Origin of the sequence: Methyloversatilis sp. XJ19-13 (genome assembly GCF_024580155.1) — a bacterium.
Taxonomy (GTDB): domain Bacteria; phylum Pseudomonadota; class Gammaproteobacteria; order Burkholderiales; family Rhodocyclaceae; genus Methyloversatilis.
In genome coordinates this window covers 40,127-53,597 of record NZ_JANINH010000020.1, presented here as the reverse complement: position 1 = coordinate 53,597, position 13,471 = coordinate 40,127, and the positions used below count along the sequence as shown (strand labels likewise).

12 protein-coding genes and 1 tRNA gene are annotated in these 13,471 nt (G+C 63.0%); 7 read left to right on the top strand and 6 right to left on the bottom strand.

Annotated elements, in window-relative coordinates:
* Positions 1 to 205 precede the first annotated feature (205 nt).
* From NMQ14_RS17880 to NMQ14_RS17870, 3 genes are read left to right on the top strand one after another with little or no spacing between them, the layout of a single operon-like run.
* The gene (locus tag NMQ14_RS17880; RefSeq protein WP_257098227.1) at positions 206 to 2,377 is read left to right on the top strand and encodes a transposase family protein; all 2,172 of its coding nucleotides are present in this window, start codon (positions 206 to 208) and stop codon (positions 2,375 to 2,377) included.
* A 9-nt stretch (positions 2,378 to 2,386) separates the two neighbouring features.
* A complete protein-coding gene (locus tag NMQ14_RS17875; RefSeq protein ID WP_257098226.1) occupies positions 2,387 to 3,433 on the top strand; it encodes a TniB family NTP-binding protein in 1,047 nt (348 codons plus the stop codon).
* Positions 3,430 to 4,767 (top strand): TniQ family protein, encoded by a 1,338-nt coding sequence (locus NMQ14_RS17870; protein ID WP_257098225.1) that lies wholly within the window; start codon positions 3,430 to 3,432, stop codon positions 4,765 to 4,767. Before NMQ14_RS17875 ends, NMQ14_RS17870 begins: the two co-directional genes overlap by 4 nt.
* A gap of 208 nt (positions 4,768 to 4,975) precedes the next feature.
* On the opposite strand, the gene NMQ14_RS17865 is transcribed toward NMQ14_RS17870, so the two are convergent.
* Positions 4,976 to 5,063: transfer RNA gene (locus NMQ14_RS17865), tRNA-Ser, on the bottom strand.
* A gap of 150 nt (positions 5,064 to 5,213) precedes the next feature.
* Here NMQ14_RS17865 and NMQ14_RS17860 point away from each other — a divergent pair.
* Positions 5,214 to 5,903, top strand: coding sequence for a Bax inhibitor-1/YccA family protein (locus NMQ14_RS17860; protein WP_069039848.1), 690 nt, complete (start codon positions 5,214 to 5,216; stop codon positions 5,901 to 5,903).
* A gap of 70 nt (positions 5,904 to 5,973) precedes the next feature.
* Here the strand turns inward: NMQ14_RS17860 and rlmD are convergent, their stop codons facing one another.
* Positions 5,974 to 7,293, bottom strand: a complete 1,320-nt coding sequence (rlmD, locus tag NMQ14_RS17855) for a 23S rRNA (uracil(1939)-C(5))-methyltransferase RlmD (RefSeq protein ID WP_257079910.1) — start codon at positions 7,291 to 7,293, stop codon at positions 5,974 to 5,976.
* Between the two features lie 84 nt (positions 7,294 to 7,377).
* Here rlmD and NMQ14_RS17850 point away from each other — a divergent pair, with 84 nt between their 5' ends.
* The 3 genes from NMQ14_RS17850 (at position 7,378) to NMQ14_RS17840 (ending at position 9,417) form a co-directional block, all read left to right on the top strand.
* Positions 7,378 to 8,505: a cupin domain-containing protein gene (locus tag NMQ14_RS17850; RefSeq protein WP_257098224.1), complete on the top strand. Its 1,128-nt coding sequence runs from the start codon at positions 7,378 to 7,380 to the stop codon at positions 8,503 to 8,505.
* Complete coding sequence (locus NMQ14_RS17845; RefSeq protein ID WP_257079912.1) at positions 8,498 to 8,986, top strand: hypothetical protein; 489 nt, start codon at positions 8,498 to 8,500, stop codon at positions 8,984 to 8,986. Before NMQ14_RS17850 ends, NMQ14_RS17845 begins: the two co-directional genes overlap by 8 nt.
* Before the next feature lie 125 nt (positions 8,987 to 9,111).
* Positions 9,112 to 9,417 carry a hypothetical protein gene (locus tag NMQ14_RS17840; protein WP_257098223.1) on the top strand — a complete coding sequence of 102 codons (306 nt, stop codon included), beginning with the start codon at positions 9,112 to 9,114 and terminating at the stop codon, positions 9,415 to 9,417.
* A gap of 146 nt (positions 9,418 to 9,563) precedes the next feature.
* Here the strand turns inward: NMQ14_RS17840 and ccmI are convergent, their stop codons facing one another.
* Genes ccmI through NMQ14_RS17820 form a run of 4 tightly spaced genes read right to left on the bottom strand, consistent with a single transcriptional unit; the run spans position 9,564 to position 13,426 of the window.
* Positions 9,564 to 10,415, bottom strand: coding sequence for a c-type cytochrome biogenesis protein CcmI (gene ccmI, locus NMQ14_RS17835; RefSeq protein ID WP_257098222.1), 852 nt, complete (start codon positions 10,413 to 10,415; stop codon positions 9,564 to 9,566).
* Entirely contained in the window at positions 10,412 to 10,885 is a 474-nt protein-coding gene (locus NMQ14_RS17830; RefSeq protein WP_257098221.1) for a cytochrome c-type biogenesis protein, read from the bottom strand. Before NMQ14_RS17830 ends, ccmI begins: the two co-directional genes overlap by 4 nt.
* A 1-nt stretch (position 10,886) precedes the next feature.
* Entirely contained in the window at positions 10,887 to 11,414 is a 528-nt protein-coding gene (locus NMQ14_RS17825; RefSeq protein WP_257098220.1) for a DsbE family thiol:disulfide interchange protein, read from the bottom strand.
* Positions 11,411 to 13,426: a heme lyase CcmF/NrfE family subunit gene (locus tag NMQ14_RS17820; protein ID WP_257098219.1), complete on the bottom strand. Its 2,016-nt coding sequence runs from the start codon at positions 13,424 to 13,426 to the stop codon at positions 11,411 to 11,413. The genes NMQ14_RS17825 and NMQ14_RS17820 overlap by 4 nt, the downstream gene beginning before the upstream one ends.
* Positions 13,427 to 13,471 lie beyond the last annotated feature (45 nt).

Here is a 13,471-nt window from a genome sequence, read left to right as displayed (position 1 = left end):
GGCGAACCGCGCGCTCACGTACTTCAGGGGAGAACTTCTTTGACTTGTTCATGGCTCCATCTTCTCAAGAGTTGGAGCCTCCGCAAAACCCGGGGCGATTCACAACTGGTGTTCGCTTCAGATCGAAGAGCAGCTCGCCCGGCTCGGCATTCGCTACCGGCTCTACACGGACGCATCCGTCCCCCGCCGCCGTGTAGAAAACCTCTTGCATCTGGCTGACTACTTTCACCCGGCAACCGAGCCGGTGCCGGCGCACGAACTCACGCGTTTGAATCTGGCGTTGAAGGAGCACGGAGCCCTTTACATCGCCGAGCTGTGCGGCGTGCCGTTTGGCTTCTCTGCGGACACGCTCAACAAGGCCATCGCAGATAACCAGGCCGTTGCCGACCTGGACCGGGAATCACTGTCCGACATCCGCAGGTGCCGTCTTTACCGGGACACCACGCTGCGGGATTTCATGGCGGGTGAATCCCGGGTAGGGACCGTTCCGGGTCTGGCTGCCTTTGCACTCGATATCGCCGAAGGCGCGCAGTTCATATACGGGCGCCAGGAACTGACAATGCTTCTGATCGGTGAGAAAGAAGTCATTTGCTCCCGGCAGGACGGCTCCACGATCACGTTGAATCAGCAATGGCTCAAGGATGCACACCAGTCGGGACAGATCACCGCGCTTAAGCCGCCCGACACGAACTGCCTGGACTGGAACCGAGTCGGTGAATCTGAGCTTAGGGAAGCCATTGGCCGCCAAGCCATACTCGACGCAGGTCCTTCAGCAGCGACCGTAACCGATCGCACATTGCGCCGGTGGGAGCGCAGACAGCAAGCAGTTCTGGCCAGCGGTGGCAATGAAGTCCTCGCGCTCGTCCCGCATACCAATAAGCGCGGTAACCGAACAGCACGCCTGAGCGATGAGCAGTTGGCCCTGATCGACGAGAACATCAATAAGCACTGGCGTAGCCATGAAGCGAAGAACTACAAGCACTGTCACCGGCTGCTAGTGGTTGCTTGCGCGGACGCAGGTGTCCGCCCTCCTTCCTACCCGACGCTCATTTCGTTCATCAGGACCCAGGAAACGAACCATGACGTGCGCATCCGTCACGGCAAACGGATGGCTTATCAACAGGACACGTACGTGGACGTGCTCTATGCGGACACGCCACCGCATGGCAGCCGGCCGCTCCAGTACGTGCATATCGATCATACCCAGATCGATATCGAGCTGATTCCGAGCCGGACCGGCAAGCCGCTCGGACGCCCGTGGCTCTCGCTCGCTATTGACGCGTGGTCGCGCCGGATCGTTGCCTTCTATTTGACCTTCGATCCGCCCTCGTACCACTCGGTCATGATGGTGATGCGAGACTTGGTCGGTCGTTTCGGACGCTTGCCTGAATTCATCGTTGTCGACAACGGCAAAGATTTCATGTCGGAAGCTTTTGAGAGCTTTCTGATCGCGCTGGGCACCCATCTGCGCTTCCGCCCTGCCGGACAGCCGCGCCACGGCGCTGTTCTTGAGCGGCTCTTCGGGCGTGCCCATACCGAGTACATCCACAACCTCGCCGGCAACACCAAAGCTACAAAGAACGTGCGGATGACCACCGGCAAACATCTGCCAGTGAACTTTGCTGAGTGGACGCTCGAAGCGATGTACGCCGGCATTCAGCACTGGGCGATGGAGTACTACGACGCCGAGTATCACGCGGCAATCGATGACACCCCGCGGGACGCCTTCAACCGCGGTCTGCGGGAAAGCGGCGCGCGCCCGCAGCGGCAAATCCTGCTTAACCGGGATTTCCTCATCGCAACCTGCCCGCCGGCAGATCGAACCGGGCAGCGACAGATTCACAGTCAGAACGGCGTCAAGGTGAACAGCCAATTTCACTGGGCGCCGGAATTTCAGGATCCCCGACTTCAGGGCAAATCCGTGCCGGTCCGCTATGACCCTTGGGATGCGTCATCCGTGTATGTCCGCATCAACGATCGATGGGTGCACGCAGTCTGTCGCAAGTTGATCGGGCTTGGTCAACTCACCGAGCTTGAGCGCAGGGCGCTTACGGAAGAGTACACGCACCGCAGCGGCCACCCGATTTCAGATGAGAAGTCCGCGCAGCGCCTGCGCGAATTCGTGCAGACCTTCACGCCCGACGGCGCACTGGCGATCGAAATGGACCGTCAGTCAGAAAACAAGACGCTCTACAACGGCTTGCAGCTGGCAAGTATCAGTCCAGTTGTCCCGTTGAAGGAACGCCGCCTTTCCAAGGAAACATCGAGACCTGCCGAATCTGCGGCAGACAACAGGCCATCTGCAACGGCACTTTCGTCCGATCCGCTGAGCGAAACGCCAGCAACGGAAATCTTTCCCGACTTTGACACATTTTAAGGCTAACCCATGACACACCCGATCACTGCACCGGCGCTGACGCCGGTATCCACCCCCCCACAACCTTGGCATGAGCTCCGTCTCAAGCACCCGAGGATCGAAAGGGTTCTAGATGAACTAAACACCCTGATTCACCCTGGTAGTCAGAGCAGCATCTTGCTTGTTGTAGGACCAACAGGTGTGGGCAAAAGCACGCTCGCCAAATATATGGTCGAGCAGGCGATGGCTGACGCGGTAGCTGAGATGACGGCGAATGCCGGGCTGATTCCCGCAGCCTATGTCGAAGCCCCGACGTCGGGCGAAGACGATTTCTCTTGGCGCATGTTTTACATGCAAGTCCTGGCCCAGTTAGGCGAAGACCTCAGTGCTCCGAGAGTTGCTTACGGCATCGACCCAGCCACTGGACGGATGATGAAACCGCGCGGGATGAGCCTCAACGGCCTCGCAGGGTTGCGAACCGCCGTCGAGCGTTGCTTGAAGGAGCGGGAAACCCGCTTTCTGGCAATTGATGAAGCTGTCCACATCATTCAGCAGACACGTCCGAATCGTCTGCAGATCCAGCTCGACACGCTTAAATCACTTGCGAACAAGAGCAGTGCCCAAATAGTCATGGTCGGCTCTTACGATCTGTACCCGCTGGTGGCGCTATCCGGCCAGCTCGCGCGACGCATTCACGTTGTTCATTTCGAACGCTACATGCAGGACCGCCCCGAAGACGTGTGGGCATTCGGGCGCTGCCTGCAGAAATTCCAGGACAGCCGCCTGGATCTCTGGGGTGACCGACTGTTTCAACACAGCGCCGCGCTGCACGAAAACACGCTTGGCTGCATCGGAACGTTGAGCGGCGTGCTCGCCCGCGCTGAGCGATTCGCTCGAGCAGAGGGGGGTTGGACGGACGGGGCGCTGGAGCGTGCACTCCTGAACGAAGCTCAGCGGAGCCGGATTCTCGAAGAAATCCTTGCCGGCGAGGCGGCAATCGATCCGAGCATGACGCGGGCGCTGCGCCTCACGAAGAGCCGCAAAGGCGGCGCAGGCAGCGCGCGGGAGGTGGCATGAACTCGATCGCGAACAACCCGCGCTCTGAACTGCATGCCCTTCAGCCGATCGCGTCCGGGACGGGCCAGGTTGAAAGTCTGTCCAGCTACTTCTGCCGGCTGGCAGTTTCGCACTCGGTCTCCACGCTCGTGCTTTCCCGCACGATCGCACAACGGTTCGAGCATGACGTGATACCCAACTTCGAATGGCATCAGCGGCGAATTGCCGGCATCGGGGATTCCGCCGTAACCTGGTCGTCCGCACTATCGGCACTGACTGCCGTTGAAGGACTGGACCAGCTCACATTCGCTCCTTGGCGACAGGTGATCGCACAGAATGGGCTGGCGATCGCAAACTGCGGGCAGTTCTGTCCGGCGTGCCTGGCAGATGACCTTGCCGACGGACGTGAGCCGTACTTTCGCCTTACCTGGGAGCCGACCGCGGTAACGGTCTGTTCGACTCACGGCATCGCTTTGACGACGCAGTGTCCACACTGCGGAAAACACAAGATTCGCCACACGGCGCCATATGTGGTCCCTGGTTGGTGCGCGCACTGCGGCGGATTCCTGGGAGACGCCGACACGATGGCGACACCCGTTGATCCGGCCGCGCGTTGGAGGGCACGTCAGATCGGCGATCTGGTCGCGCAGCACGGCCAATTGTCGTCAACCCCGACACGGGAGAGCCTTGTCGACTCCATCACACTGCTGATCGCGGAAATGGATAACGGGCAAAGTGCGTCATTTGCGCGGCGTATCGGGGTGGCCAAAAGTACGATCAATTACTGGCTAAAGGGCGATGGCACACCGACAATCGATGCCAGTCTGAAGATCGCGGCGCAAACCGGTGCGAGTCTGACTCAACTGCTGACCGGAAACCTTGCCGAGTGGCGGCGTCCTGAACCTGAAGAACAATTGGTGCTGACACTCTCTCGCCCCTCACCCCGGGCGCGCGCCGTCGCACGTGATCTGGACTGGGCGGAGATTGATCGGCAGCTGAAGCAATTCCTCTCGCTGCCCACGCCAATTTCCGTCCGGGACGCGGCCAGTCGAGTAGCGGTGGAGCCCCGGCAGCTGTATCTGCGTTGCAATTTGCACACGCGACAAATTGGGGCGCGCTGGAAGAAGTACATCCGCCAGTGCCAGGACGAAAAGGTTGTCGTCGCCTGGCCTTATCTGGAGCAGGCATGCATCGACATATGGGCGGAGGGGAAGGCGGTCAATCTAAGGGAAGTCATTGCTCGGGTGCCGGCCCCGATCTTCTGCTCGATCACCAATGTCCTGCAGATTCTGAGGGATGTGCAAGCTCATCTTGCGATGCACCGATCAGGTGATTCCGCTCACGATCATCCGTAGCGAATCACTGAACATCAGCGCTCAAGCAAAACCGGCCAATCAGGCCGGTTTTTTTTCGTCCCCGTTTTGGGGAGTCCTAGCCGAGGACGCCTACCACACATTCCCGATAAAGCATAATGTGTCCTATCGGAAAATAAAGCATAACCTGTCCAAACGGACAATTTATGCTTAACGGCACAGCATCTCTCAGGCGGCGTCTGCCCGACGCTGGCGGAAGCTCAGGGATTCGAACCCTGGATACCTTGCGGTATGCCGGTTTTCAAGACCGGTGCAATCGACCACTCTGCCAAGCTTCCGCTTTACTGCTCGCGATGAACATCACGGTGTCAGAGGCCGCAACACCACGTTTTCATTCGGGGCCGGATACTAACACGCGTCCAATGCGTTGAAACTTAACGACCTGTGCGATAGTCTTTAGTGTGTTAATCATCCTTCGGGGTCACGCCATGCAACCGCAATTCCAGACCATCCAGACTGCCGGCACCGCAAGTGCAGGACAGAACCGCGTACTGCGCAACACCTACATGATGCTGGCCGCGTCGATGGTTCCGACACTGCTCGGCGCCGTCGTGGGCATCCAGATGAACTTTTCGTTCATGGCGGGCAGCCCGTTCATCGCGTTCGCATTGTTCATGGGCATCGCCTGGGGCTTCATGTGGGCCATCGAGAAGAACAAGAACAGCGGGCTGGGCGTCGCCCTGCTGCTCGGCTTCACCTTCTTCATGGGTCTGATGTTGAGCCGCATCCTGCAGGTCGCGCTGGGCTTTTCGAACGGTGGATCGCTGATCGCGATGGCGGCCGGCGGCACGGCCGTCACCTTCTTCACACTGGCGTCGATCGCCAGCACGACGAAGCGCGACTTCTCGAACATGGGCAGCTTCCTGATGGTCGGCATGATCGTTCTGCTGCTCGCCATCGTCGCCAACATCTTCCTGAAGATGCCGGTGCTGTCGCTGGCGATCTCGGGCGGTATCGTGATGATCTCGGCGGCCTGGATGCTGTACGACGTGCAGCGCATCGTGCGCGGCGGCGAAACCAACTACGTGTCGGCATCGCTGTCGGTGTATCTGAACCTGTACAACATGTTCGTCAGCCTGCTGCACCTGCTGATGGCGCTGACCGGCCAGCGCGACTGACCCGGGCTGTACGGAATGAAAAAGGCGGCTGCGGCCGCCTTTTTCGTTTCTGCCGTCGCACGCGACCGGATCAGCGCTCGATCAGCGCGATCGATTCGACGTGCGAAGTCTGCGGAAACATGTTGGCAATGCCGGCGCCACGGAATCGATAACCCTTGTCGTTGATCAGCACGGCCAGGTCGCGCGCCAGCGTGGCCGGACTGCACGACACGTACACGATGCGCTGCACCGCCCCGGCGGCATCTGCCCGGGGCAGCGCCTTGACCAGATCGAAGGCGCCTTCGCGCGGCGGATCGATCAGCATCTTGTCGAAGTGGCCGAGCGCAGCGAGGCTCTCGGGTGTCGCCTTGAACAGGTTGGCGACGCGAAAGCTCGCGCGTGACGCCAGACCGTTCGCTTCGGCGTTGCGCGCGGCGCGCTGCACCAGCGCTTCGGCGCCCTCGATACCGACCACGTCAGCGCCAAGCGCCGCAATCGGCAGCGAAAAGTTGCCCAGACCGCAGAACATGTCGGCGATGCGTTCGCCCGGCTGCGGCGCCAGCATCGACATGGCGCGACGCAGCAGCGAGCGGTTGATGCCGTGATTCACCTGGGTGAATTCCGACGGCGCAAAGGCCAGTCGAACGCCGAAATCCGGCAGCTCATAGGCGAGTTCAGGCATCGGCAGCGGCCAGAACGGCGCCAGCGTGTCAGGGCCGCCCGGCTGCACATAGATGGATACCCGCTGCGTGTCGGCAAACGCACGCAACGCGGTTTCGTCCTGCGCCGACAACGGCGCGAGCACGCGAAACACCAGCACGGTCATCTGCTGCGCGCCCTCGCCGCCGATCGCCACCTCGACCTGCGGCACTCGGTCGCAGATCGAAAAGCCGTTTATCAGTCCGCGCAGCGGCAAAAGCAGTGCCGACATGTGTGGCGGCAGCACCTCGCACGACGACATGTTCGTCACATGGCTCGACTTGCGTTCCCGGAAGCCCACCAGCACGCCGCCCTTGCGCGACACGTGACGCACCGACAGGCGTGCCCTGTAACGGTACCCCCAGCCGGGCCCGATCAGCGGCGTGAACACCGTCTCCGGCTTCACGCGGCCGACATGCCACAGCGCGTCTTCCAGCACGCGCTGCTTGACCGACGCCTGCGCGACCACGTCGAGGTGCTGCATGCTGCAGCCGCCGCAGGTGCCGAAGTAACGGCAGCGCGGCTGCACGCGCTGCGGGCTGTGCTTCAGGATGCGGCTGATCTGCGCCAGTTCGTACGACGGCTTGCGGACATAGGGTGAAAAATCGATCTGCTCGCCCGTCAGCGCACCATCCACGAAGATCACCTTGCCTTCGAAGTGCGCGACGCCGCGACCTTCGTGGTCCATCGATTCGATACGGACAACCGGCATGGCTCAACCTTGCATGATTCTTGGGGGATGCGGATTTTACCCGCTGCGCACGCGCTTTCCGGCGCATCGGAGATAATCCGCGCCATGGACAAGACACTGCTCGGCGGGTTGAGCCCGCGTACATTCCTGCGCGACCACTGGCAGAAGAAGCCGCTGCTGGTGCGTGGCGCGATCCCCGGCTTCAACGGTCTGCTGAGCCGCGACGCGCTGTTCGATCTGGCGCGCGACGAAGACGTCGAGTCGCGCTTCATCGCGCATGACGCCGCAGGCTGGCAACTCGAACGCGGCCCGCTGCCGAAGCACCTGTTGAAGCGGCCGAAGTCGAAGCCCTGGACAGTGCTGGTACAGGGCCTGAATCTGTTGCTGCCGCAGGCCGATGCCCTGATGCGGCGCTTCGCGTTCATCCCGTATGCGCGGCTCGACGACGTCATGGTGAGCTACGCCACCGGCGGCGGCGGCGTCGGGCCGCACTTCGATTCCTACGACGTGTTCCTGCTGCAGGGCAGTGGCCGACGCCGCTGGCAGATCAGCGCGCAGAAGGACCTGACACTGGTCGATGGCGCACCGCTGCGCATCCTGCGCGACTTCGTACCCGAGCAGGAGTGGCTGCTCGAACCCGGCGACCTGCTCTACCTGCCGCCGCACTACGCGCACAACGGTGTCGCCGAAGGCGAATGCACCACCTATTCGATCGGTTTCCGCGCCCCGTCGGCGCAGGAACTGGGCACCGCCTTCCTGGACCACCTGCGCGACCGGCTGTGCCTCGACGGCATGTACGCCGACCCGGATCTCGCGTTGCAGGACGACCCGGCCAGACTGCCGCCGGCCATGATCGATCATGTTGCCGACATGCTCGGCGCCATCCGCTGGTCACGCAGCGACGTCGAACAGTTCCTCGGCAGCTACCTGTCGGAACCGAAGCAGCACGTGTTCTTCGACCCGCCCGACGACACGCTGAGTCTGAAACGCTTCGCACAGAAGGTGTCGAAGCACGGTGTGCGGCTCGACACCCGCACGCAGCTGCTGCGCAGCGGCCGCCATGTCTGGATCAATGGCGAGGCGGTCGATGTGCCGCAAGGCAGCACCGAGACGCTCGCAGCGCTCGCTCGCGATCGACTGCTGGCCGTCGTGCCTGACCATGCCGGGACGCTGGCACTGCTGCACGACTGGTATGGCGACGGCTTCCTGTACCCGGGTGCCGACGGTGACTGACGCTGCCGAGCCGCTGCGCTTCGCCGACCGCGCGGGCTACCAGGCTGCAGTGGTGCAGCAGATCGAACACAGCCGCCTCAGCCTCGACATTTTCGACGTCGATCTGGTCGACACCGCGCTGGCCAGCTCACCACGCGTGACACAGTTGTCGGACGCGCTGACGCGCGACCCGGCAATGACCGTGCGCATCGTGCTTCATGACGCCGACGCGCTTCAGCATCGCATGCCGAGGTTGTGGAATTTGTGCACCGCGCAATCACACCGGATGCATATCCGGCAGACCCCGCGCACCCTGCGCCACCTGACTGAAACCTTCATGCTCAGCGCAGGCGGTTGCCTGTTGATTCGTACGCACAGCAAGCATTTCCGCGGCAAGCTGCTGATCGGCGATGCGCTGGAAAACGCCGGATACAAGCAGCGCTTCAGCGAACTGTGGGATGCCTGTTCATGTTGCATCAGCACAACAAAGTTCGGCCTCTAAGGTCATGTTTCCCGCGCGCTACCTTGATACATGACGCCCGTGCTACTATTTTGGGCTGATCGATGCTGTATGTTCGATCTTGTCAGACAGAATTTTTGTTGTCGCCCTCAGCCAAGGAAATCAAAATGAAACAGTCCCTCCTCGCCGCCGCCCTGCTCGCCCTGACTCTCGCCGCTTGCTCGAAGCCGGAAGAAGCACCGGCTCCGGTTGCCGAACCCGCTCCGGCCGCTGCCCCGGCTGACGCTGCTGCTGCCCCGGCCGCCGCAGCCGCTGACGCTGCCGCCACCACGGCCACCGATGCCGCCGCCACCGCGACCGACGCTGCTGCCACCGCAACCGACGCCGCTGGCGAAGCTGCCAAGGCTGCCGGCGAAGCCGTTGATGCAGCTGCCGATGCTGCCAAGGCTGCTGCTGAAGAAATGAAGAAGTAATTCTTCCTTTCGAAATGAAAAAAGCCGGCATCTCGCCGGCTTTTTTTCGTCTGTCTTTTTGTATATCGGTTTCAAAACTCGCAGCGATTCACGATCCGGGCTGATCCTTGCGGATCGGCGCGTAAGGACAGCTCCGTCCTGACAGCTCAGTTCGCCGGCGTCTCCGCCGCATCCTGCAGGCTTTCGGTCAGCGGCTGGATCAACGGCGACTCCGGTGGCAGCAACTTAAGCAGGCGCTCCCAGTGCTTGCGTGCGCCCGCCTTGTCGCCGCGCTGCATTGCAGCACTGCCGGCGAGCGCCAGGGCCTTCGGATGGTCCGGATCGATGGCCAGCGCCTTCGCCAGCATGGCTTCCGGCTCGCCGGACAATTGTCGGCCCTTGCTCATCGCGAGCACATCGGCGTAGTCGGTCCATACCTGCGCGTCGCCGCTGACGATCTTCACCAGATTTCCATATGCCGCGCTCGCCTCGTCAAAGCGCTGCATTGCGCTGTACGAGCGTGCCAGCATCTGCCAGCCATCGGCGTTGTCCGGCTCGCGCTTCAGGCGCTCGGCGAGTTGATCCACCATCGCCCTGATGCGCTCCGGGGTGATTTCCTCCTGCCCCATGGCCTGCTGTTCGCTCGGGCTGCTGCGCGGCGCATCCACAGCCTCGGGGTTGCCGAGCGCAAGATAGACCGGCACGGCGAAGACCGGCACGGCGAGAGCCGACACGATGGCCACCCAGCGGCCGGAACTGCGCATCGACGTCGGTGCGGCACCTGCTTCGTCAAGCACCCGACGCTCCAGCTCGGCGCAGGAAATGCGGTACTGCGCATCGTCAATCAGGCCGGCCGCCAGATCGCGGTCGAGTTCGGCCAGGGCGTCGCGGTGAATGGCAAGCGTCAGCGCACGCTGGGCTTCGGGGACTGCGCCGGAACGCCCGCGCAACAACGGGGCGAGCACGAAAGCGAGCGCCAGGGCGAGCATCAGCCCGGCGCCTATCAAGAACTGCGTCAAACCTGTTTCTCCTCGCCGGCCAGCAGCGCGCGCGCGCGCTGCTGCTCATCGGCACTCAATGTATTGGCGGCAGCCGCCTGTACCGTGCGACGGCGCAGGCGACGGCCGAGCAGCAGCACGACCACCCCAAGCAGCACGAACGGCCCGGCCCAGAGCAGCACAGTGGTGGCTTTCAGCGGCGGACGGTACAGCACGAAGTCGCCGTAACGCTCGACCATGTAGTCGAGAATTTCGCGGTCGCTGCGACCGGCGGCGATCTGCTCGCGCACCTGCTTCTTCAGGTCCATCGCCAGATCGGCGTGCGAATCGGCGATGTTCTGGTTCTGGCAGACGAGGCAGCGCAATTCTTCGCCGAGATGCTGCACGCGCGCCTCGACCGCCGGGTCGTCGGCCAGCGTCGGCGCCTGATCGGCGTGCGCAGGCAGCAGCGCGCAGATCGACAGCGCGATCGGCAGGAACAGATGGCGCATGTCAGGAGGCCTCGAGTTGCCGGATGCGCGGCAGGATGTCGTCGCGCAGAAGCGCAGGCGTCAGCGGCCCGGTGTGCTTGTGGCGGATCACGCCCTGGCGGTCGATGATGAAGGTTTCCGGCGTGCCATAGACGCCGAAGTCGATCGCGATGCGGCCGTCGCGGTCATGCGCCGACAGCAGGTAGGGATCGCCGTAGTCGGCCAGCCACTTCAGGCCGGCGTCGCGTTCGTCCTTGTAGTGCAGGCCGACCATCGTGACCGTGCCGGTCTTCGCGAGCTCGACCAGCAGCGGGTGCTCCTGCCGGCACGACACGCACCACGAGGCCCACACATTCATCAGCCACACCTTGCCCTTCATGTCGGCCGGCGAGAAGGTCTTGTCCGGCGCCCCCAGCTGGGCGACGCTGAACGCCGGCACTGTGCGGCCGATCAGCGGGCTGGGTACCTCGCGCGGATTCAGGAACAAACCGGCAAACAGGAAGCCGGCCAGCACGACGAACAGGCCGAGCGGCCACAGGTAGCGACTCATGCGTGCTGTTCCTGCGCCGGCCCGGGTTTCACCGCGGGTGCCGGCGCCTCGGCCGGCTGCTTGCCATCACGTTGCGCGAGCTTGCGGTAGCGCCGGTCAGCCGCTGCGAGCGTACCGCCGAGGGCCATGATGAGCGCGCCGACCCAGATCCAGTTGATGAAGGGCTTGTAGAAGATGCGCACGATCCAGGCGCTGCCATCCGGCAGCGGCTCGCCCATCGACACATAGATGTCGCGCGTGATGCCCGAATCGATCGCCGCTTCGGTCATCGGCATCTGCGACACGCGGTACATGCGCTTTTCCGGGTACATCATCGCGACCGACCGGCCGTCCCGCGTCATTTCGATACGCCCGCGCGCGGCGTCGTAGTTCGGCCCTTCATGCGCGAACGCGCCATCGAAACGGAAGGTGTAGCCGGCCAGCGTCGCCGTCTGCCCCGGCGCCATCTTCAGGTCGATGTTCTGTTCGAAACCCTTGACCAGCGTGATGCCGACGATGGTGACCGCGATGCCCAGATGGGCGAACCACATGCCCCACCAGCCGCCGGGCAGTGCCCTGGCGCGGGCGAACCAGTTGCCGTCACCGGTGCGGCCGCGCAGCCGCTCGACCAGGTGCTGCACGCTGGTGGCGACGATCCACACCACGATGAAAGTGCCCAGACCGAGCATCGGAGCAAAACGGCCTGACATGACCATCATGATGAGCGTGCTGACCACGCTGACCGCGAACGCCCAGCGCAGGCGGGTCACCAGACCCGGTGCGCCGTCCTTCTTCCAGCGCACGAAGGGCCCGATCGCCATCAGGAAGGCGACCGGCGTCATCAGCGGCACGAACACCGCATCGAAATACGGCGCGCCGACCGAAATCTTACCCATGCCGAGCGCATCGAGAAACAGCGGATACAGCGTGCCCAGCAGCACTGCCGACGTGGCCACCGCCAGCAGCACATTGTTGCCGAGCAGCGCGGTTTCACGCGAAATGAGCGCGAAGCCGCCGCCCAGGCCGACCGACGGCGCACGGATCGCGAACAGCAGCAGCGACGTGCCGATGACGAACACCAGCAGCGCGAGGATGAACACGCCGCGTTCCGGGTCGGTGGCGAAGGCATGCACCGAAGTCAGCACGCCGGAGCGCACGAGGAAGGTGCCGAGCAGCGACAGCGAAAAGGCCGAAATCGCGAGCAGCACCGTCCAGCTCTTGAAGGCGCCGCGCTTTTCGGTCACCGCCAGCGAGTGGATCAGCGCCGTGCCGACCAGCCAGGGCATGAAGGACGCGTTTTCGACCGGGTCCCAGAACCACCAGCCGCCCCAGCCGAGTTCGTAATACGCCCAGTAGCTGCCGAGCGCGATCCCCAGCGTCAGGAACACCCATGCCACGGTGGTCCACGGTCTCGACCAGCGCGCCCAGGCAGCGTCGAGGCGACCGCCGATCAGCGCCGCGATCGCGAAGGCGAAGGCGACCGAGAAGCCGACGTAGCCCATGTAGAGCATCGGCGGATGGAAGATCATGCCCGGATCCTGCAGCAGCGGATTCAGGTCGCGACCATCGACCGCCGCCGGCAACAAGCGGTCGAACGGGTTCGAACTGGCCAGCATGAAGGCGAGGAAGCCGACCGTGATCAGGCCGAGCACGGCGAGAACGCGCGCCACCATGTCCGGCGGCAGGCGGCGCGAGAACACGCTCACCGCCAGCGCCCACCCCGCCAGCATGAACACCCACAGCAGCAGCGAGCCTTCGTGGCTGCCCCAGGAGGCGGCGATGCGGTATTCCAGCGGCAGTGTGGAATTCGAGTTGGTCGCGACGTTAAGCACCGAAAAGTCATTCAGGATGAAGGACTGGATCTGGCACACGAAGGCAAACGCGACGAACACGAACACACCCTGGGTCAGCGGGCGTGCTGCCGCCATCAGCCGTGCGTCGCCGCGCTGCGCGCCGACCAGCGGCAGGATGCCCAGCAGCAGCGAAAGTACCAACGCGATGGACAGCGAAAAATTACCTAATTCGGGATACATGCTTGCTCAACCCCTGAAACCGGGCGCGCCAGGGCGCGCCGGTGT